The sequence below is a fragment of the Loigolactobacillus binensis genome (genome assembly GCF_005405165.1).
Classification (GTDB): Bacteria; Bacillota; Bacilli; order Lactobacillales; family Lactobacillaceae; genus Loigolactobacillus; species Loigolactobacillus binensis.
In genome coordinates this window covers 1-21,222 of the sequence record NZ_BJDN01000014.1, presented here as the reverse complement: position 1 = coordinate 21,222, position 21,222 = coordinate 1, and the positions used below count along the sequence as shown (strand labels likewise).

Here is a 21,222-nt window from a genome sequence, read left to right as displayed (position 1 = left end):
ATATATGAGTTAAGCAAAAGTTATTTTGCTCATGCCCGGGTAAATTAACCGAACCCGCCTTAATTAAGTATAGGAAGAAGTGACAAGTTTGAAAAAAATCTGGATCACCCTTACGACCATTATTGGCGTCATCATTATCGGGTTGTTTGGTGCTGGAATGTACTTTTATCATGTGGCCGTCGTGCCAGGTCATAAAGACTTTCTAGCCAAAACCACTAAACTCAAAACCAGTGATCCACTATATCGGCAGAAAAAATGGTTTATTACCAGTAAAAAAAGGCTATGGTTTGAAACTACCACTGATGGCTTAAAACTGGACGCTGACTACATCCCTGCCGCCCATAAAACGAATAAAACGGCCATCGTTGCCCATGGCTTTATGAGTCGCAAAGAAGAAATGGGCGCCTACGCAGCTATGTTCCATAAATTAGGCTACAATGTCCTATTACCCGATAATCGTGGCCATGGCGACAGTCAAGGAAACGTGATCGGTTTTGGTTGGCTGGATCGACTAGATTATCTGCAATGGGCGCGCCAAGTTGTTAAGAAAAACGGCACTGATAGTGAGATCGTAATGTTCGGTATTAGTATGGGCGCCGCCGGAATGGTCATGGCTAGCGGTGAACAGCAAATTCCCCAGATCAAAGCCTATGCTGTCGATAGTCCTTATACTTCAGTGGAAGACGAGATCACTTATGAGGCCAAACAACAATATAATCTACCTAAATACCCGCTAGTGCCAATCACTAGCTTGATCACCCGTATTCGCGCCGGCTACAGCTTTGGTGAAGCTAGTGCCATTAAGCAGGTCCGCAAAAATCATAAACCAATCTATTTTGTCACTGGCACAGCCGATACCTTTGTCCCTCACTACATGACCAAAAAAATCTACCGTGCTGATCACTCATCAAAGGAAATGTGGCTAGTCCCTGGGGCCGCCCACGTCAAGTCCTTCAGCAAGCAGCCCAAGGCTTATCAACAACATTTAAAACAATTTTTAGCTAAATATGTTCATTAAAAAAGTGCTGCCGAACCATTTAAGGTTCAGGCAACACTTTTTTAGTGGCGTAAAATTTGGGTCATCGTTTTTCCTTTAGCCAATTCATCGACCAACTTATCGAGATACCGAATCTTTTGCAATAGCGGATCTTCAATTGCCTCGACCCGGTAGCCGCAGATCAACCCAGTGATTTGCGTGACCTTTTCGTTTAGTTGCGGTGCTTGCGCAAAAAACGTTGTGAAGTCAACATCAGCCGTCAATTGTTGTACTAGTTGTTCCTGCTGGTAGCCGGTCAACCAGCAAAGCACCGTGTCTAATTCTGCCTTAGTGCGGCCCTTTTTAAGTCACCCTTTCAACGTACAGCGGATAAACACGGCTGACCGCCATTTTAAAGATACGCGTATTTGCCATCATGATCTCCTTATCTAAACGCCCAATTATGAATCTAGCGCTTTTTCAAGTACACTTGCTGAAGCACCGGTATATCAGAAATGCCGGCATCCTGTGCGCGGCCATACGGTTTGAAACCAAACTTTTGATAAAACTTGATTGCTGACCAATTGGCAGCAAAAACCCATAGATAAATCGTCGGGTACTTTACCTGCAACCGTGCCAATGCCCGCTTGATCAATGCGCTACCGATACCTTGGTTGGCATACGCCGGGTACACATAAATCGAATATAGCTCGCCATAACCGTTAAATTGACCACTCCGCGCTGGGCCAAACGAACAAACACCCACGATTTGCTGCTGCGCATTCTCGGCCACAAAACTAGTTTGCCAACGCTTTTGCGGTTGCCACACTTTCACATGTAACTGAGCTAAAAAAGCGGCTGGCACTATGCGCTGATAGGCGCTGCGCCAAGTCGTTAAATAAAGCCGCGCCACCGCTGCAAAATCATCATCTTCACGCATTGCCCGAATCAACATTATGATCACCACACCATTATTTAAAGCTCATTATTTTGCTAAAACCGTTGTGCCCCTACCTTATGGCAGTTTCAAATCAGGTTCATTATCCGCAGTAATAGTTGCTTCAACAGTAAACAGTTCTAAAGCCGCTAAATGAAAAACATTGATCACCACATAATTAAATTAATCATGCTCTAGACCGAACCATTTTAATTTGATAACGATCCAATCCTAAAATCAAAGTTCCTAAACCAACTATTATCATGAACGCCAACGCACTAAAAAGATAGCTTATTTTTGGTAAAAATAATTTCAACACGGTTAAAAAAAGCACAGTACCAATGATTAAAAAAGTTTTTGCCTTAAAAGATAATTTCGGAGATGTAATAATAACCTCAGAAACATGCTGATCTAACTGCACACTTTGTTTTACCAGTGGCCAATGCATAATCTCCAACGGCATTTTAATATCAACATCAACGACTTGCTGACTTCGATTAGGTAGAATCGCTAATTGTTTTCCTGCATTTCTAACCACAAATGGCGCGATATAACCAAATTTTGTTTCTCTACGTAGCTTGATCTGCATCTTATTTACCCCTCATTAATAAGAGTTGAAATGATATAGCGCTTTCACAATCAATTTTAAAGCATTCGCCAAAATTTTAAATCAGCCTGTAGTATGACTATGCCCTAAATGACCAGATAATCAGTAGCGCCTTCCCCGACTCTTAAAAACAATACCAAGCTATTATTTAACCCTATTACTAGTAGCGCTCTTTTACTGCCAATAAACAAAAAAAGGTTGTTACTAGTACTTAAAAGTACTAGTAACAACCTTTTTAAACCTCTGATTGGGTAACTAGGGATCGAACCTAGAAATTACGGATTCAGAGTCCGTTGCGTTACCATTTCGCTATTACCCAATGATGTTAAAACTCATCAACGAATAATAGTTTACCGAAAATTCGGCTTGCTGTCAATTGCTAATTTATTTTTTTAAGCAATTCCACGTTGTTTGCTAAAAATCAATTAATATAATTGTTACACTAATTTCGACTAACGTAAATTACGCCGATATAAAACAGCGGCGCTACCGACCAGAACAAGTCCAAGTGCACTTAATGCAAAGTTAATTTGCTCTCCAGTAGTTGGCAATAATTTATTTAAAACCGTTCTAACTGTCGGTTTATGCACTTGTTGCGCAGTTTTAACCATTTTACTGGTTGTTTTAGTTGGCTGCAATACGGTGTCCGTCACTGCACTATCAGCAGTTGTTGAACTTGCAGTATCATCAACAACTTTAAAAGGGGTGTCCTTCTTAGTAGACGTTTTTGCTGCGGTTGACTGTGAGCCAGCAGTTTTAGTTGATTTTGTTTTTAAATTTGCAAATAAATCCGCCGAAGTAACCTGCTTGGCTGCAGTAGTCGTTTTTTTAGTCACCGGTTGCGGTGTTTTAGTCGGTACTAGCTCATCAACTAAGGCAGTCACCGTTGTTTGAGTCTGGGCGGTGGTTGTCAACGGCAGTAATCGTGACCGCAAAGTCGCTGTATCATCATTAGTTAATTGGGTCAGCAAACGATCCAACTGTGGTGCTAGTTGGGGATAGGTCTGCCGTAATTGCTGCAAAGTAGCTGCTAAAGTTGGCGTAGCAGCTGTATTATCAGTGGCAGTAGCGGTTGTCGGCTGCTTAACTTGGGGATTATTGGTGGCAACTGCTACCGATGCCTGTTCCCCCGTTGGCGTAGTGGCGATTGTAGTACTGGCAGCTGCTGAACCTGATGGAACAGTACTTGTTGGCTGATTTGTATCGGCCATGCCACTTGATTCAGCTTTAGCGGGATTAGCAGCCGCTTCTGCCGTATCGGTTCCATTATTTTGGGGTGTAACTGGTATTGTTCTCGACTGAACTGTTGTTGTTTGGGCTGTTACCGGGGTTGTTGTCTCCGCAGCTGTAGGCCCACTTTGCTCAGTAGTTGTTGAACACACTGTGGTTGGTGCGGTATTTTCTGTTGTTGCAGTTACCGCAGCATGGGTTTGTGATCCAACCCAACCAAAACCTAATAATGCGCCACTTAACAGCCAGTACTGCAACTTATGCTTAAAATATGGCATCTAAATCCCTCCAAATAGATGACGATGAACTCACTTCATTCTATCCTAGCATATTTTACCAATAAACGCAGTACCAAGCAGTGACAAAAAAAGTGTGAGTTCACTAATTTTAGCTTACTCACACCATTTATTTATTCTAATGCTGAATTATCGGATGTTGCTTTACTACCATAGTGGTCTAAGAAATAAATCAATGTTTGTAACTCGTTTGCAAGATCAACATTTTGCACTCGAACAGTAGCGGGTACAGAAATACGGATCGGCGTAAAGTTCATAATGCCTTTAACCCCAGCTGCAACTAATTCGTCGGCCACTTTTTGCGCGTCGTCGATTGGAACGGTTAAAATTGTAACGTCAATTTGCTGTAACTGTAGCTGTTCCTTCATTTCTGCCATCGGGTAAACCGGTACGCCACTTTGAATCGTATTAGCAATATCGGCATTGATGTCAAAAGCGGCACTGATTCGAACACTATTGGTTTGCCGGAAATTATAATTCAGCAAGGCGTGTCCTAAATTACCGACCCCGATCAAAGCCACATTAGTTAACCGATATTGATTTAGCGTTTTTTTGAAGAAATTCAATAAACTTTCAACATCGTAACCATAACCACGCTTACCTAGCGCACCAAAATATGAAAAATCACGCCGAATCGTTGCCGAATCAACCTGAACTGCTTCTGAAAGCTCGGTAGACGACACTCGTTGTTTACCTGCATTAAATAGAATGTTTAAGTAACGATAATAAATCGGCAAACGCTTTGCCGTTGCCTTAGGTATTTTCGCTTCAGCCATTCGCTCAACTCCAAACTATGTTTTATTCAACTTGTGAAATATTTTCTTTTTAACAACTAGTATGATACTGTATTTACTTGTGAAATGCAATTAATTGCTCACAATTTGTTTTGCGCATGTAACCCCGAATTTGTGAAGATATGGTAGACTATTAACAGTGTGCGAATTGCCTAGTAATTCGCCAATTCACGGATACGATAAATATAAGTAGAAAGAAGCGAACCTCGTGATCTTATTACAAGCACAAAACGTCGCTCGTCGCTTTGGCGCGGAAGTTTTATTTGAAAATGTGCAACTGGAAATTCAGAGCAATGCCCGCGTCGCTTTAGTTGGTCGTAATGGCATTGGCAAATCGACTTTACTGAAAATCTTAATTGACGAAAATCCCCCTGATGAAGGCCAAGTTATCACTAGCAAAGGAGTCAGCATCGGCTACCTTTCCCAGAATACCGGCTTAGATTCACAAAATACTATTTTTTCTGAAATGTTGACTGTCTTTACTGAGCTCCAACAAATGGAACAACAAATGCATCAACTAGAAGCACAACTCGGTAACAGTGACCTATTGGCCAACGATGAGGCCTATCAACAAACCTTAAAACGTTATGAACAGTTACAACATACCTTTACCGATCGCAATGGTTATGGTTATGAAGCTGAGATCAGAAACGTTTTGCACGGCTTTGGTTTTGATGCTGACTACTATGATCACCAGATCAGCGCTTTATCCGGCGGCCAAAAATCGCGCTTAGCTTTGGCCAAACTGTTGTTAGAAAAGCATGATCTATTGATTCTCGACGAACCCACCAATCATTTAGATATTGATACTTTAACTTGGCTGGAAAATTATTTGCAAGGCTATGCCGGTGCCTTATTGATTGTTTCCCATGATCAGTATTTCTTAGATAAAGTCGCTACTGAAGTTTATGATCTCAGTCAACATACTACACGCCACTACCACGGTAATTACACCCGTTACCGCGAGCAAAAGGCCGCTAATCTCAGCCAAGAATGGAAGGCTTACGATAAACAACAGGCCGAAATCGCTAAATTAGAAGACTTTGTTAATAAAAATATTGTGCGTGCTTCAACTACAAAACGCGCACAAAGTCGCCGGAAACAATTGGAAAAAATCGTCCGCATCGAAAAGCCACAAAATGACAATAAAACCGTTCGCTTTAGTTTTAGTGAAGATAAACCTTCAGGCAACCAAGTTCTAGATGTCAATAACGCGGCAGTTGGTTACGATCGAGTCGTCTTAGCCGAACCAATCAATCTCCACGTTAAGCGCCACCAAGTCGTTGCCATCACTGGTCCTAACGGAGTCGGCAAGTCCACCTTGCTCAAAAGCATCCTCGGTCAGATTCCTTTTTTGCGAGGACAGGCTCAATTAGGTGCTGGCGTCGATATTGGTTATTACGATCAGGAACAGGAAAACTTGCACAACAATAAGTCCGTTTTGGCCGAAATATGGGATGAACACCCGACTTTGCCGGAAGCAGATATTCGCCGTATTCTTGGTAGCTTTCTCTTTACTGGTAGTGATGTTGAAAAATCGATTTCCAGCTTATCCGGGGGCGAACGGGCCCAGTTGATGCTAGTTAAATTAGCGATGAATCATAATAACTTTTTAATTTTAGATGAACCAACTAACCATTTAGATATTGATAGTAAAGAAGTTCTAGAAGCGGCATTACAGAACTACAACGGTACCATTCTATTTGTTTCACATGATCGTTACTTTATGAATCACTTAGCTACCTTAACCATTGAATTATCCGGCGCTGGAACGCAAACTTATTTAGGCAATTATGATTATTACTTGGACAAAAAAGCTGAAGCAGCAGCTATTGCAGCTGAAAGCACCTCAACGGTAGCTACACCGACTAGTGCCGCTCCTAGTTCGGATCAGCAGCAATATCAGTTGAACAAAGAACAACAAAAACAAGAACGCAAATTGCAGCGTGAAGTCACTGCCTTGGAAGAACAACTGGACAAATTGAGCCATCAGGATGAGCAGTTACAACTGGCGATGACGCAACCCGATACATTACAGAACCCTAGCAAACTCAACGAATTACAAGTACAGCTGGAACTTTTACATCAGCAACAACAAACCGTTGAAGATCAATGGGAACAACAAAGTTTAGCGCTAGAAGAACTGCATAACGCATAAAAAAGATTGCCAAAAATGGCAATCTTTTTTATTTACTAAACGTAGCTCGCCGTTCGGGCGTCATGTACGCAAAAGATAATCCTGGTTGCGCGTTTAAATGACCATCGCCCCGAATACCTTGTGCGTAGAACACGTGAGCGGCCGCGCCGATCATTGCCCCATTATCACCACATAGACGCAATGGCGGAACAACAAAATCAAGTTCTGGTGCTTGTGCAGCAATTTCTTGCTGAAAACGCGCCCGCAACCCACTATTGGCCGCAACACCCCCGGCCATCACCAACTGGTTGACGCCGTACTCTTTAACCGCCCGCATGGTTTTAGCAACGATCACGTCAATCACACTAGCTTGAAAACTAGCCGCTAAATCCGCTGGCACTAAAGCTTCGCCGCGTTGTTGTGCATTGTGCACGGTATTAATGAAGGCGCTTTTTAATCCGCTAAAACTAAAGTCATAGTTATTTTCTCTCATCATCGCCCGCGGAAAATGAAAGGTATCCTGACCTTGCTTGGCCAAATCGTCGATTTTTTTACCTGCTGGATAAGCCAAATTTAGCACCCGCCCGACTTTATCAAAAGCTTCGCCGGCAGCATCGTCACGAGTATCACCAATAATTTCAAATTTTCCTGCGGCCTGCATATAAACAATCTCAGTGTGCCCACCTGAAACCAACAAAGCAAGTAATGGATAGGTTAAGGGCTTCACTAAGCGGGCCGCATAAATGTGCCCCGCCATATGATTAACTGGCACTAATGGTAGTTGATGGGCAAAAGCAACTGCCTTGGCTGCCGAAACGCCGATCAAAAGCGCGCCGACTAGACCTGGCCCGTAAGTCACCGCAACTGCGGTCAAATCCGCATAACTGACACCGGCCTGGGTCATGGCTTCTTCGGCACACAAAGTGACTTGTTCCACATGATGCCGACTGGCAACCTCAGGGACCACCCCACCAAAACGCTTTTGGCTATTGATTTGCGAGGCGATCACATTAGAAAGAATTTTATCACCATTTTCTACCACCGCCACACTGGTTTCATCACAACTTGATTCAAAAGCTAAAATTAACTCGCGTTGCCGCGCCGTTTCTTCCATTATTAGTCGTTTCCTTCCATTTTAAGGCCATGATCAATGCATCCTCCTCTGGTGCAGCGTAATAAGCCACGCGCCGATTGATCAGTGTAAAACCTAACTTTTCATATAATTTTTGTGCCGGTAAATTACTGGCACGTACTTCTAAAAAACACTGTCCCGCAGTTGTTTGTGCTTGTAGCAAAAGCTGCCATAATTGCCAGGCAATCTTTTGGCGCCGCCAAGCTGGCGTTACGACCACGTTAGTAATTTCCAGTTCGTTGAACAAGGCCGAATAACTAATAAAGCCCACAATTTCGCCAGCAACCACAGCAAATAAATAATATTGATGTGCTGCTTTTAAGTCCGCAACAAAAGTGGCCACCTGCCAAGGTGAGCCGTTGGGATAACTAAGTGCACTTAATTGATAGCAAAGCGGTCCTAATTGTTCAGCATGCTGCCGCAATTCTTCTTTATCTGGCCAATAATAATCCATTATTCGGCCTCATTGAGCGGTAGCATCATATTCAAAGCATCCTCATGATCCGCCACATAATAAGCACGCTTAATATTTTGATCTAGAAAGCCTAGCTTACGATATAAATGCTTGGCTGGTTCATTACTGATCCGTACTTCTAAAGTCAATTTACGCGAAGGCAAAGCCTGGCTTTGGCGAATCATCCAGGTCATTAAAAAACGGCCGATCCCCGCATTTTGATATTGCGGTTCAACCGCTAAGTTAGTGATGTGGGACTCACGTAAAGTAAACCAGCAACCAATAAAAGCAATGATCGTATGACCTGTGATCAGAACTAAATATAATGTATCATTTGTTTTACGAAGTTCATTGGTAAAGGAAATACGGTCCCACGGCGTTGTTCCGGCATAACAGTGCCGTTCAACTTCTAAAAGTTCATCAATATCCGCAACAGTTGCTCGGCGTAACGTAAACGATTGCCCGCCAAGCACCACTTCTTGTGCTGTAAAGGTGAGCGGCGCAAGCGCCGCCTCATTGTTATACCACTGCCTAAATTTCTTCCACATAGGGCTCATGTCCTTCATTAGCAGGATGTTCTTTCAACCAGTTAGCTTCGGCTTCGGTCATCCGTAAATAAGTCGGCACAAAACTATGAACGTTAGTAACAGGAGTCAATTGACTTCCTAAAGCCGCCAATTGACTACCGCGTGGTAAGGCACAAGCAGCACTGGCGATTTCTGCCCGCCCCCCTAAAGCCGCCGTCAACTGATCGCTAAAAACGGCCGTATCCCCCACAAAGGTCACCGGTTTTTTAGTTGCCGCCAATTGTTCCAACCAATCACCTAATGCAACGTGGCGATCAGCTAAAATATTGACCAAACGGCCTTCTTGCCATTGATAAGCACCAGTAAAAACCGCATTACGCCGAGCATCAAATAGTGGTACGATCAAGCGACCTTGCTCCAGCACATTACTAGCAATAACTGCCAAACTAGAGATACCAACTAATGCTTTATTTAATGTCCACGCTAAAGTTTTAGCTGTGGTAACTGCAATGCGGATCCCCGTATAGGAACCTGGTCCCTGGGCTACCACCACCCGATCAAGGTCTGCCGGTACTTTTTTAGTGGCCTTAAATAAATAGGTTAATGCAGGCATTAAACCGTCACTATGTGTTTGCTTCACGTTAAGGGTCACTTCACCTAACAATTGTTGCGGTGTCGCCAAGGCAACGGTCAGAGCGCGATTAGATGTATCAATAGCTAAAACTAACATTTCCAACTTCCTTTTCATCATACAACCTTATTTGCTTGCTATCTTAGCACAATCAGCCGCTAGTTGCAGCTGACTGACTTTCATTAACCACACGAATTTGTATGCTTTCTTATTATACCAAAAAATAAGCTTAGAATAACATCTACCGATCGTTTTACTAGCAAAACTAAAATGAGTGAAAATTAATCATTTTCTGAGTATATTCACGGGTGTTTTTCATTTCAATCAGTTATATTAAGCATGTAACCAAAACAAACCAAACCTTTTTCATTTTTCGACACTTCTTCCCCCGAAGAAGTGACTCTCCCCAGAACATCTTCCGCCCGAAGATGTTCTTTTTTTGTTGTATAATGTGATTATTAAATTTACTTAGGAGATTCAATGTATGAAAAAACTATTAATTTTACATACTGGTGGCACTATTGCCATGGCCGAAGACGCTAACGGCGCTTTAACTCCCGGCAGTACCAACCCGCTAATGGCCTTTAATCAGCTGTTTCAAGATAAATATGATTTAACCGTTGAAGAAATGTTTAATTTACCTTCTCCCCATATGACACCACATGAAATGCTGCAGCTTAAAAATCGGATCATGAAGGCAGAACGTGCCGGTATTGATGGCGTTGTGATCACCCATGGTACAGATACCCTAGAAGAAACTGCCTATTTTCTTGACTTAACTTTACCCCCGCAAATTCCAGTAGTTATCACTGGGGCCATGCGCTCCTCGGATGAGATCGGTTCCGATGGCCTGTACAACTTGACCTGTGCCTTAAAGACGGCGGCCTCTTCTGCGGCACGCGGTAAAGGTGTACTCGTCGTGATGAATGATGAAGTTCACAGTGCCCGCTTTGTCACTAAAACACATACAACTAATGTCGCCACTTTTCGCACACCAACTTTTGGCCCGATCGGAATCATGGAAAAAGACGACGTTAAATTCTTCCAGGAATTAACAAACCAATCCATGTGCGCCATTGATCACGTGATCGATCACGTCTATTTACTGAAAGCCTATGCAGGAATGGACGGCACCTTATTCACAGCGCTAGATCGACCAGAAACTAACGGCCTTGTGATCGAAGGTACTGGTGCCGGTAACTTACCGCCACAAACATTACCAGCGATCGAAAAATTATTGGCCCGCCAGATCCCAATTATTTTAGTTTCCCGCTGCTTCAATGGAGTGGCCGAACCCGTTTATGGTTATCAAGGGGGCGGCCAACAACTTGCCCAAATGGGATTGATCTTCTGCCAAGGTTTAAATGGACAGAAAGCGCGCATTAAATTATTAGTCGCGCTTTCCGGTGACAAAAAAGGTGCTGTATTAGCCACCTACATGCGCGACGCAATTTCATAAGCCAAATAAAAAGCATCCTACTTTTTTAGCAGGATGCTTTTTATTACTTTTTAGCCTTTTTTTCAGCTTCCAATTTCTTGGATAATTCAATAATGTAAGTTTTTAACTGATCTTTAACTTCTGGATGCCGCAAACCAAATTCAATATTCGTTTGTACATAACCGAATTTATTGCCAACATCATAGCGATCACCTTTGAATTCATGCGCAAAAACCCGCTGAATTTTATTTAGTTCATCGATCGCATCCGTTAATTGAATTTCGCCACCTGCACCCGGTTTTTGCTGATCTAAAATATCAAAAATCTCTGGTGTCAATAAATACCGACCGATGATTGCTAAATCACTTGGCGCCTTTTCAATCGCTGGTTTTTCAACAAATTTACGAACATTATACAAACCAGGAAATTCTTCGGCTTCCGGATCGATCACACCATATTTAGAAACCTCTTCGTGGGGTACCCGCTTAACTGCCAAAGTAGAAGCATGCGTCTTTTCATAATCATTGATCAATTGTTTGGTCAACGGTACCTTATCTTCCATCAAGTCATCGCCTAACATAACAACAAAAGGTTCATTGGCAATAAATGATTTGGCCAAACGTACCGCATCACCTAGGCCGTTCGGATGAGATTGGCGAATGAAAAATAGGTTTACTTTCATATTAGTCGTTGCTTGAACAACCTTTAACATTTCGTTTTTTTGCTTTTTGATCAAATTTTGTTCTAGCTCAGGTACGGAGTCGAAATGATCTTCGATCGGCCGTTTACCCTTACCCGTAATAATCAAAATATCATCGATCCCTGATGCTTGCGCCTCTTCCACGATGAATTGAATTGTTGGTTTATCAACAATCGGCAACATTTCCTTAGCCATTGCTTTAGTTGCCGGTAAAAAACGCGTGCCTAAACCTGCGGCCGGAATTACTGCTTTATGGACATTCATTTCTACGCCTCCAATAAAAAGTATGTTCTCATTATACAATAAACCCTGCAGCAGTACCTTAAAAACAACTAATAATCACAAACAGAGCTAAAAACGACTAAATAAAAACGGATCCAGACCTGCTGAACCCGTAACTAATCATTGAATTATGGCGTAAAACTAACCCAAAAGTAACATTTATTAAAACATGACAAAACTACCTGCTAAAATCTAATAACCATTCAATCCCTTTTGCTAATAACTAATATCTGAAAAACAGTCGCTACTAACAAAACAGACCAACTCCCGTCTAAATACCAATTATATTTTTCGTAGTACCAGCGGACAGTACTGCTTAAACAGACACAAAACTGAGATACAGTAAATCTTTTGGTTATAGATTTAATGATTTAGCTAACTGCTGATAATCATCGGAGGTCAATTGTTTGATCACCCGATTATAACGTCCCGGAATTTTCTCCGTTTGTAATGGGGTAAAATAAAACCCAGCATGTGCATTAGCAACATAAGTTTCTAAATCTGGATAGTCTTCAATTTGATCCTTATGCGCCGCTAAAAAGCTCTTAAACTGTTGCAATAATTCATAATCATTAACTGGTTTTGTACTGGTAAACATATTAAAAACCCTCCCTTAATCAATTGTTTTCTACACCTTTAACGTAACGCGATCGCTTAAACATAGCAAGTGATCTGTTGACATTATCATGGAATCTTAAGCTCCTATCAATTGATTCTTAAGCCACTCTCATTTAACCATTACTTTTACTGCTGGCCAAATAAAAACTCGGTGTGCCGGCACACCGAGTTTTCCAATCAATGATTAATTTGTTGTTCGATCTGAACAAAATCTTGTGGCGTCAATTGACGAATGACCCGCTTATAATGCTTAGGTATCCGGGCTTGACTATGTGTGAACGTAGTCAACTTAGGTTGCTGTTTTTGAACATATTCTTCAACAGAATCGTAAGCTTTAACTTGCTGGCGATGATCTAATAAGAAACTTTTAAAGTGTTGTAACAGTTCATAATCAGAAATTGTGCGGGTAGCTAACAAATAAGGTCTTCCTTTCTAGTTGACGTAATGGCTTGTCATTTATCTATTGGCTATACCATAACATATCTAGAAATTAGCACAACCGTTAACCCGTTAGATTAGGGCTTTCTTAGTAACTTGTTATTAAAAACCAATTCTAATTTTCAAGTCGATAAACCTAACATATAGATGTTAGATTTTAAGCTAAAGCTTTATTAGTCAGTTCAAGCGGATTATTCGCATTGGCCACAAAAGAACTAATTTAATAACCTAGACTACCCGATCATTGTATTTTGCACTGCTCACCACTGCAGCAAGTAGTTTTTTCTACCTTAAAATAAAAAAGCCGCGCTGCCCCTTAGCTCGACTTTACCGCTAAATACCTTATTAAATTTCGGCCGCATTGATCATCGCTTGCATGAAGTCTAACCGCCGAATATGCCGTGGTACAAATTTACGAATTTCATCGTCATTAAAGCCAATTTGAACTTTATTTTCCGTCACAATAATTGGCTTGCGTAATAATTGTGTCTGTTCGCAAAGTAATTTTAAAACTTCATTAAATGACATATCTGGAATTTGGTCAGCAACTTCAGGATAGGCCCGTGACCGTGTTGAAATAATATCATCTAAACCATTTTCGGTTAAACTCAAAATATGTTTTAACTCGGCTACTGTAGGCGCCTTTTTACCCACATTTTGTTCTTCAAATTTTACATCGTGATCCCGAAGCCATTGCCGTGCTTTACGAGAAGAATTACAACTTGTTTGTGTGAATAATTTGATCATGAGCGCTTCACTCTCCTTAGTTAATTCGGTTAATTTGTTTTTAAAACTTTATAGTATTCATAATGTATAATTTATTATACCGGCTAATAAATAACATTGTAAACCGCATTCATTGACTTGCCTTGGAAAGTTCACATAATATTCATATTTAATCTTATGGATACAATAACTTAAATATATTTTTTAACTAAAAAAACAAGCTATGACTGCGTTAGTCATGGCTTGTATCTGCTTAGCGATGTAATAGCTGTTGTACTTGTTTAAGAATCTTCGCCCGTAAAATAACAATCAAAATACCGTAAATAATGACCCCGGCACCGATTTCAATCAACAACCAGACCAAATTAAATGGCCGGGTAATATTTAACCAGTAAACCACAGTAAACATGGCCAATCCGGCAATTAAGTACTTCCAAATATCGGTGAATAAATGTCGTAAAGTCAATTCCTTACGCACCACATACAATTGATAGATCGTCACACTAGCTTCTGAAATCACAGTGGATATAGCTGCCCCCGCTGCCCCAAAGAAAGTGATCAACGGAATATTTAGAATTAAATTGACTATGGCTCCGACCGTAACTGAAACTGTAAAGTCACGGTTACGATTAGTTGGCATTAAATATTGCATCCCCAGCACATTACTCCAAGCAATAACCAAAATTGCCGGTGATTCCAACATGATCAACGTATTTGTCGCCGCAAATTTTGCCCCAAAAAACCAAATTGCAAACTTAGGCGCAATCGCAGCTAATCCCATCGCCATTGGTACTGATGCCGCCGTTACAAAATCAAATGAACTGTAAAGATAGCGTTGTACTTGGGCATTATCCCCCTTGGCAAAGGTGTGGGCCACCCGCGGTAACATAACGGTCCCAGTAGCCGTCACCACAGCCAAAACCATTTTAATAATTTTATCAGAATTATCAAAAAAACCAGCGGCCGTTACGCCAGTGATCTGCCCCAACATAGTTTTATTTAGAACTAAATAGATCTGTGTGGCGATCTGGGGAACAAATAAGACTAGTGCTGGCCGTAAATGCGGCCATAAATTCAATTTACGCCAATTCATTTTCACTAAATGCTTGCGCAAAAACGGCCACAAGGTTAAATTACCTAATAGTTGTGATCCGGAAATAATTAAAATGTACACCGCAAGATCCTGCGCCGTTTTGACAAAAGTAAAAATCAGAATAATTGAAATGACTTTAACGACCATATTACGCATGATTGTTGTTTTAAAATCTTCAAGGCCCATGAAAAACCAAGAAATATCAAATGCCGCTGCTGTGATCAACAAGGACTGCATTAACAAGTATTCATGATATTTAGAAGTCCAACTCAGATAAGCAAAAAAAACTAATTCGGCTAAAATAATCGCGCTAAAGCGTAATAATTCAATTTCCCAAAATGATTGGGTCATTTTTTTCGGATCGTCACGGTAAAAAGCAATCTCACGGTTACCATACATATTGATACCGATACTCCCAAATAAAACAAAGTATTGGATGATCGAGTTAGTAAAGGCGTTGATCCCCACACCAGTGGGACCGATCACCCGTGCAATATAGGGTGTCGTAATCAACGGTACTAGCAATAAAAACACCTGATAACCGGCATTATAGAGATAATTTTTTACGACTTTCATGAAATTCCTCGTTTCCAAGCAGTAGCAGGTAAAGCAAAACTTTCGGTGTCCGCTAACAACGCCAAAAGAAAAATATTATAAGATAAGTCAAGTAAATGCTGATCAATAATACAGCTAATCGCAGTTACCGCGATCAACAACGGTAATAAATAATCACGCTGCCGTACTTCACGCCACATAAACCAGACATAACCGCCAAGTAAAATTACCGCCACAATAATACCAAAGCTAAGTAATACCGTTAAATAAGATGAATCAATAAAAAAATATTGGCTCTGCGCAATTTGGCCAGTAAACTTTTTAAAGCCTTCGGTACCACCCCAACCGTTAACTTGGACCACTTGCCCCAACCATTTCGGGTCATAACGATTAAAAGCTTCCCGACCTAATTGCAAACGCGAAGATAACAAATGGTTCAAGTCCGCTAACCATTTAACTTTCGGATCGTAAAAATAGCTTAAACCAAGTGACAGGGCAGCACCTAATGGCATTGCCCCAATACTGATCCAGCTGAGCCAAATTGCTAGGCGCTTGCCATGACGAATCAATTGATAACCCAATAATAGCACTAACAAAATCCCAATCAAAATAGTATCTAAACGGGCATCACTATAAACTTGTACAAACCAAGCGGCCACTACGCCGATCAGCCAATCGTACCACTGAAAACGCCCTTTTTTTACTGCGGCGTAAGTTAATAATAAGTATAAAACGTGGGCCGCAAAATCAGTTGGGTATTGAATCCCAAAAGAATTGCGATAGGTTCCAGCACGCATAAAGCGCAAGTTAGGAATTAATCCTAATAAAGATGACGCAAAAATCAAAACAAACGTTGCTAAACCAACTAATAGGGCAGTCTGGGCGATCCGTTCAAAAGAAACCCGGCGCGCACCGATCACTAGCAGATAGACGGCTAGTAAAATGTACCGCCCCGAAGTTCGCGCAACCACGGCAATCAACGCTAAACCAGTCAGAATTAGTAGCCACTGGCCCAGTTGATAATGGTCAAACGCCAAGATCTTACCTAATAGCAAAGGTAAAACAAGCGCTAAAACGATTAATTCAAAACGAGGTGGTAAATAATCGTTATACATTGAAGTCGCAAAAAAAGCATAACTAAAAAATAAACCAAACCCCGTCAAGTAGACGCCAGTTGCGGTGATCCGACTGGCAGTCGATTTTGTCAACATCTTGCCAGCCTCCTCAATTATTACGCCAGACTGTGTAAACAAATGTAGCAATAATGCCTAAGTATAAGCCAAAGACAAAGCCGCCTAAAGTTAATTTAGCCACCTGCTGACCATTTAATAAGGCAGCACGCTTTGCTTTTGCAGGTTCAATAATTCGGATCGTACCGCTATCTGGCACTAATTGGGGCAAATGCTGCCGAATTGAGCGTGCAAGCAAATTAGTTGTTTGCGCTGCCAGTTTAGGACTACTTCCCTGGGCTCTGATCTTTAGATTAACCGTATTGGGTGAGACCCAGGTGCTGATTCCTGCAGCCAAAGTTGTCTGATCAGCTTGGTAACCAGTTACCTTTTCTAGCCGCGTTTGGACCGGTTGAACAATGGCATTACTGGTCACTAAATCCCGATAAGATGACATTGCCGTTATATCAGAGCGCCATTGATCGGGACTACTATTAGCGTGATAGATCATCAAGGTACTATCCGCAGTATAAACAGGTACCACGGTTCGTTTTCCCCAAACAAAAGCCCCTGCCGTTACGACCAATGCTGTTATTACCCATATGTACCAATACCGCACCAAGGCTAAAAGAAATTCCCCAAATGAAAGCTCCCCCTGCACTGAATTACTCATCCGCATTGTTATTCTCCTTTATTTCTGAAATCAATATATTAACTAATTGCACGCACACTATTTGTTACACCCATTGGCACAATAATTAATATAGAACTATTTTTATCGGATAAAACCGACATTACCTAGTTTAGCAAAAAACCGCACAAATTGCGCGGTTTGTTTTTTAAAGTTAGTTTAAAACGGATTTATTTTTTCTCTTTAATGATGTAAATCGGCCGTTTTTTTGCTTCCAAGTAAATACTACCAATATATTTGCCTAGAATACCTAAACTAAGTAATTGTAGCCCGCCGATCATTAAAATAATCGACACCATCGAAGCCCAGCCGGTAACCGAACCACCATAAATAATTTTACGCGTGATGACAAAAACAACGCCCATCAGTGAAACTAAAAAGGAAAGGAAGCCCACTAAAGTTGCTAAATTCAGGGGGGCGTCAGAGAAGTCAATGATCCCATCAATCGAATAGCGCAACAATTTCCAAAACGACCAAGAAGTTTTGCCCCCAACCCGATCGCGATTCTCGTAACTTAAGTATTTGGTTTTAAACCCAACCCAGCTAAGAATACCCTTGGAGAAACGATTATATTCGCTCATGGACAAAACTGCATCCACCACCTGCCGCGTCATTAAACGGAAATCACGCACACCATTTTTGATCGGCGTCGAAGAGATCTTGTTGATGAACCAATAAAAAGTATTCGCAAAAAAGGAACGAATCATCGGTTCCCCACCACGATCAATTCGCCGCGTCCCGACAACATCGTAGCCTTCATCCTCGATCCCCGCCATCATTTCGGCCAATTGTTCTGGTGGATCCTGCAGATCCGCATCCATCACTGCAATATAGTCGCCGGTAGTGGCTTGCAAACCTGCATACAGCGCTGCCTCCTTACCAAAATTACGCGAAAACGAAATATAGTGGACTTGTTGGGGGTCTTTTTGCTGTAAATCGCGTAAAATAGCAAGTGTTCCATCTTCAGATCCATCATTGACAAACCAATATTCCAACTCAGCACCACGTAAAGTTGGTTTCACATCTTGTAAAGCGGCATAGAAAAGTGGTACCGTTTTTTCTTCATTAAAGCATGGTACAACTAATGAAAGCTTCTTTGTCATTTTATCCTCCGTTAAACCTATCTAGAGCCAATTATCGTAGAAATGATGGTTAACATCAAGGCTTTACTGATAAAATTTTATGTAAGATTGACACTACGCGGAGTTACAGGTAAATTTATCTAGTCAAACTAAGGAGTGAATCATTATCATTCAATTAATAAAAAAATATCGATCTGTCATCAGCTATTTAGTTTTTGGCGGTTTAACTACGCTGATCAATATTATTGTCTTTGCCCTACTTAATCCAATAATGAATTACCAAGTCGCTAATATCATTGCTTGGTTTCTTTCTGTACTATTTGCTTACGTTACTAATAAGATTTGGGTATTCTCCTCTAAAACTCATGGTTTCACCGCCCTAATCGAAGAGATGAGCTCGTTTTTCTTTTTCCGTATCTTATCATTAATCATGGATGTTTTCATGATGTGGTTGGGTATATCCGTTTTACACGCCAATCCTGTATTGACGAAAATCGTTGATAATGTGGTCGTTGTTGTGGCTAATTACTTTTTTAGTAAGTGGTACATATTTAAGTTAAATAACTGATTTTAGCAATACAAAAAGACGTAAATAGCCTCTATTGTTCCAACTAAACATCAAAGTTCACGTCATCATTATCTGACTGTTCATCACTCTGGTTAGACTCAAATTTATCAAAGAATATAATTTCCATCTGCTCATCGGCTATCCATTTTCTATATTCAACAAAGAATCAATATTTGCTTAACATTTTCAAACAACGACATTTTATCTGAACTTCCTTGATTAAGCAATTTTTACTATTTTATCTGGCCGTCTAAATGGATACTGTTTATTCAAAAAGAAGTGACGCACAAATGGCATTTTAGGCACGAAGTAAACACAAATACTTGCGAATGCTATTCGATAAATAATTGCCAATGCAGTACCTAACAACGGCAAACCAACTGTAGCTAAATGCGCGTAAATACTCAAACCGATGCGCAGTATATCCAAATCAACAATATGTGCGCACAAAACAATTAAAGAGTACCGTCCAAATGGCAATAATACTTTAACGACTTGCGGTTGGGTCAGATGCTGCGCAAGCCAGCAAACAACAATACTACCGCCAAAAGCGCCTAATACAGCAAGCAACAAATTATCAGCATGTGCCACATTAACATAGAAAAACCCACTCCAAGCAGACAAACCCCATAATATAACGCCCAAGCCAACCGACCAAAGCGGAATAGCGTCAAAAAAATTATATTGGTGTAAGGTATACCCAAATGTATAAAAGATAACGCTCATGAGACCGGCATTGAGTGACCATGGCAACAATCCATACTGCGTTTGAGTACTAATAACTAACAAGACGATCGACAATATCCAAAGTATCGTTAACTTATGCCTTCCTTCCGGAACAAGATGTTGCAATAAATTAAATATGACGCTACCAACAAACATAGCTAACAAGAACCAAATAGCGCCTATTGCTATGATTGGATGATTATTTAAGAACGTCAACCTTGTTGCAGTACCGATTCCGTATAAACCAGCGAGAACACTAGCTCGGCTTGGTCCGAGACTCGCAAAGACCGTTAAGTCATGCAATGCCGTTTTATTGATCAAAATCGAAAGCACTACAATGACACCGGCTGTGAAGATATAAGGCAAAAGCAAACTACTAAATAAATTACGTACTTGCTTTTTAAGTGGTTTCTTACGAAACAAATAACCAGATAAAATAAAAAAAATCGGTACGTGTACCGCATAGATAGCCCGTGCAAAGTATGAGAACTGGTACGTAAATAAAGTGTGGCCAGTTATGATCAGCACCATCCCCACCGCACGCACGATATCTATCCAAGTAATTCTTTTGACTCTCATTAACTTCCCCCATCTAAATAGCAAATTAAAAAGTAATCTAATCCTGATAGTATTGTATCATTATCAGAATCACACAATCCAATTTTTTTGATACCATCCCATTATTTGTCCGCACGCCCAAACCTACATTTTCACGGCTCTTGACAATAAGGCAAGACATACAGAAAAATATTAAAATGATAGGGCTTGTCTTCCTTGCTGCAAAGCGTCATCTCCTCTTTCCAATCAACTTGAGCTGAAAGACCAGCAGTGTGTTCAATGCGAATCGTTGCCTTGTGCGTTCGTCCTTTACGAATAGAGGTACAATAGGTTTTAACAATCGTATATTGACCTTGAAACCCTTTCTTCTGAATGAACTTAAAAATGGCCATGGCCGAACAAAACGCTCAATCAGCACCTAGCACTTGATCACTGAGTTAAATTATTTCACGTCATCAATATGTCGGTCAGCATTATGCTGAATTTAGGGTTAAATTTGCATCACAAATACAAGCAAAAAAACTTTGTCCACCTCCATTGAGGAAGCAGATAAAGCTTTTTTGGTTCATCATGACTAGTTGTAGTTGCAAAGTAAGCACCCAATAAACGACCGTAATCAAAAGAAGCGCTACTGATCCGAAACTTTTTGGTTCGAATCAGTAGCGCTGTTTAGTTTTAAATTAGCCAATGGGCTACGCTTGTTGATCACGCCAAACCTTTTTGTCCGGCACTTGTCGCCATGGCAAACAAGCTACCAGTTCTTCCTCAGTTGGAAAAACGGGTAGTTGCCCTAATTGATCAAGCAGGTATTCGAGATACTGCCGGGGATCCAAACCATTAGCTTTCGCGGTTTCAAT

Annotated in this window: 22 protein-coding genes, 1 tRNA gene and 2 pseudogenes; 4 read left to right on the top strand and 21 right to left on the bottom strand. The window is 41.0% G+C overall.

What is annotated here, in order from left to right:
- The first annotated feature begins 88 nt into the window (after window positions 1-88).
- Window positions 89-1,018, top strand: a complete 930-nt coding sequence (locus FFM78_RS07755) for an alpha/beta hydrolase (protein WP_137637873.1) — start codon at window positions 89-91, stop codon at window positions 1,016-1,018.
- Window positions 1,019-1,059: 41 nt separating this feature from the next.
- Here FFM78_RS07755 and FFM78_RS07750 read toward each other — a convergent pair.
- The 6 genes and pseudogenes from FFM78_RS07750 to FFM78_RS07725 form a co-directional block, all read right to left on the bottom strand.
- Window positions 1,060-1,411 (bottom strand): annotated as a pseudogene (locus FFM78_RS07750) (DUF2200 domain-containing protein).
- A 34-nt stretch (window positions 1,412-1,445) separates the two neighbouring features.
- Complete coding sequence (locus FFM78_RS07745; protein WP_137637872.1) at window positions 1,446-1,931, bottom strand: GNAT family N-acetyltransferase; 486 nt, start codon at window positions 1,929-1,931, stop codon at window positions 1,446-1,448.
- Window positions 1,932-2,100: 169 nt separating this feature from the next.
- The gene (locus FFM78_RS07740) at window positions 2,101-2,502 is read right to left on the bottom strand and encodes a hypothetical protein (RefSeq protein WP_137637871.1); all 402 of its coding nucleotides are present in this window, start codon (window positions 2,500-2,502) and stop codon (window positions 2,101-2,103) included.
- Between the two features lie 265 nt (window positions 2,503-2,767).
- Window positions 2,768-2,839: transfer RNA gene (locus FFM78_RS07735), tRNA-Gln, on the bottom strand.
- Between the two features lie 133 nt (window positions 2,840-2,972).
- The gene (locus FFM78_RS07730) at window positions 2,973-4,028 is read right to left on the bottom strand and encodes an LPXTG cell wall anchor domain-containing protein (protein ID WP_137637870.1); all 1,056 of its coding nucleotides are present in this window, start codon (window positions 4,026-4,028) and stop codon (window positions 2,973-2,975) included.
- A 131-nt stretch (window positions 4,029-4,159) separates the two neighbouring features.
- A complete protein-coding gene (locus FFM78_RS07725; RefSeq protein ID WP_137637869.1) occupies window positions 4,160-4,822 on the bottom strand; it encodes a redox-sensing transcriptional repressor Rex in 663 nt (220 codons plus the stop codon).
- Between the two features lie 226 nt (window positions 4,823-5,048).
- Between FFM78_RS07725 and FFM78_RS07720 the strand changes: the two genes are divergently transcribed.
- Complete coding sequence (locus tag FFM78_RS07720; protein WP_137637868.1) at window positions 5,049-6,998, top strand: ABC-F family ATP-binding cassette domain-containing protein; 1,950 nt, start codon at window positions 5,049-5,051, stop codon at window positions 6,996-6,998.
- A gap of 28 nt (window positions 6,999-7,026) precedes the next feature.
- Here FFM78_RS07720 and tsaD read toward each other — a convergent pair whose 3' ends face one another.
- The 4 genes from tsaD to tsaB are packed head-to-tail and all read right to left on the bottom strand — an operon-like array spanning window position 7,027 to window position 9,820.
- On the bottom strand, window positions 7,027-8,091 hold the full coding sequence (gene tsaD, locus FFM78_RS07715; protein WP_137637867.1) for a tRNA (adenosine(37)-N6)-threonylcarbamoyltransferase complex transferase subunit TsaD: 1,065 nt from the start codon (window positions 8,089-8,091) through the stop codon (window positions 7,027-7,029).
- Window positions 8,048-8,563 (bottom strand): ribosomal protein S18-alanine N-acetyltransferase, encoded by a 516-nt coding sequence (gene rimI, locus FFM78_RS07710; protein ID WP_223877033.1) that lies wholly within the window; start codon window positions 8,561-8,563, stop codon window positions 8,048-8,050. Before rimI (FFM78_RS07710) ends, tsaD begins: the two co-directional genes overlap by 44 nt.
- Window positions 8,563-9,111, bottom strand: coding sequence for a ribosomal protein S18-alanine N-acetyltransferase (gene rimI / locus FFM78_RS07705; protein ID WP_137637865.1), 549 nt, complete (start codon window positions 9,109-9,111; stop codon window positions 8,563-8,565). Before rimI (FFM78_RS07705) ends, rimI (FFM78_RS07710) begins: the two co-directional genes overlap by 1 nt.
- Entirely contained in the window at window positions 9,095-9,820 is a 726-nt protein-coding gene (tsaB, locus tag FFM78_RS07700; RefSeq protein WP_137637864.1) for a tRNA (adenosine(37)-N6)-threonylcarbamoyltransferase complex dimerization subunit type 1 TsaB, read from the bottom strand. Before tsaB ends, rimI (FFM78_RS07705) begins: the two co-directional genes overlap by 17 nt.
- A 385-nt stretch (window positions 9,821-10,205) precedes the next feature.
- Between tsaB and FFM78_RS07695 the strand changes: the two genes are divergently transcribed.
- Window positions 10,206-11,180: an asparaginase gene (locus FFM78_RS07695; protein WP_137637863.1), complete on the top strand. Its 975-nt coding sequence runs from the start codon at window positions 10,206-10,208 to the stop codon at window positions 11,178-11,180.
- Between the two features lie 43 nt (window positions 11,181-11,223).
- On the opposite strand, the gene galU is transcribed toward FFM78_RS07695, so the two are convergent.
- The 8 genes from galU to FFM78_RS07655 all read right to left on the bottom strand — a co-directional run bounded on the left by galU (window position 11,224) and on the right by FFM78_RS07655 (window position 18,534).
- Window positions 11,224-12,123 (bottom strand): UTP--glucose-1-phosphate uridylyltransferase GalU, encoded by a 900-nt coding sequence (gene galU, locus FFM78_RS07690; protein ID WP_137637862.1) that lies wholly within the window; start codon window positions 12,121-12,123, stop codon window positions 11,224-11,226.
- A gap of 373 nt (window positions 12,124-12,496) precedes the next feature.
- Window positions 12,497-12,739: a hypothetical protein gene (locus FFM78_RS07685; RefSeq protein WP_137637861.1), complete on the bottom strand. Its 243-nt coding sequence runs from the start codon at window positions 12,737-12,739 to the stop codon at window positions 12,497-12,499.
- Window positions 12,740-12,936: 197 nt separating this feature from the next.
- Window positions 12,937-13,176 carry a hypothetical protein gene (locus FFM78_RS07680; protein WP_137637860.1) on the bottom strand — a complete coding sequence of 80 codons (240 nt, stop codon included), beginning with the start codon at window positions 13,174-13,176 and terminating at the stop codon, window positions 12,937-12,939.
- A 366-nt stretch (window positions 13,177-13,542) separates the two neighbouring features.
- Window positions 13,543-13,944, bottom strand: a complete 402-nt coding sequence (locus FFM78_RS07675; RefSeq protein WP_137637859.1) for a Spx/MgsR family RNA polymerase-binding regulatory protein — start codon at window positions 13,942-13,944, stop codon at window positions 13,543-13,545.
- A gap of 232 nt (window positions 13,945-14,176) precedes the next feature.
- Complete coding sequence (locus FFM78_RS07670; protein ID WP_137637858.1) at window positions 14,177-15,592, bottom strand: flippase; 1,416 nt, start codon at window positions 15,590-15,592, stop codon at window positions 14,177-14,179.
- Window positions 15,589-16,782, bottom strand: coding sequence for a polysaccharide biosynthesis protein (locus tag FFM78_RS07665; protein ID WP_137637857.1), 1,194 nt, complete (start codon window positions 16,780-16,782; stop codon window positions 15,589-15,591). Before FFM78_RS07665 ends, FFM78_RS07670 begins: the two co-directional genes overlap by 4 nt.
- A gap of 13 nt (window positions 16,783-16,795) precedes the next feature.
- Window positions 16,796-17,413, bottom strand: a complete 618-nt coding sequence (locus tag FFM78_RS07660; RefSeq protein WP_137637856.1) for a YveK family protein — start codon at window positions 17,411-17,413, stop codon at window positions 16,796-16,798.
- Window positions 17,414-17,601: 188 nt separating this feature from the next.
- Window positions 17,602-18,534: a glycosyltransferase family 2 protein gene (locus tag FFM78_RS07655; protein WP_137637855.1), complete on the bottom strand. Its 933-nt coding sequence runs from the start codon at window positions 18,532-18,534 to the stop codon at window positions 17,602-17,604.
- Window positions 18,535-18,676: 142 nt separating this feature from the next.
- On the opposite strand from FFM78_RS07655, the gene FFM78_RS07650 reads away from it, so the two are divergent.
- Entirely contained in the window at window positions 18,677-19,081 is a 405-nt protein-coding gene (locus tag FFM78_RS07650; protein WP_171001863.1) for a GtrA family protein, read from the top strand.
- 219 nt (window positions 19,082-19,300) lie between these two features.
- Here the strand turns inward: FFM78_RS07650 and FFM78_RS07645 are convergent, their stop codons facing one another.
- From FFM78_RS07645 to FFM78_RS07635, 3 genes and pseudogenes are all read right to left on the bottom strand, one after another.
- Window positions 19,301-20,386, bottom strand: coding sequence for an acyltransferase family protein (locus tag FFM78_RS07645; RefSeq protein ID WP_137637854.1), 1,086 nt, complete (start codon window positions 20,384-20,386; stop codon window positions 19,301-19,303).
- A 146-nt stretch (window positions 20,387-20,532) separates the two neighbouring features.
- A pseudogene (locus FFM78_RS13990) lies at window positions 20,533-20,766 on the bottom strand (IS21 family transposase); the annotation flags it as partial.
- A gap of 291 nt (window positions 20,767-21,057) precedes the next feature.
- Window positions 21,058-21,222: a transposase domain-containing protein gene (locus FFM78_RS07635; protein ID WP_306438923.1), complete on the bottom strand. Its 165-nt coding sequence runs from the start codon at window positions 21,220-21,222 to the stop codon at window positions 21,058-21,060.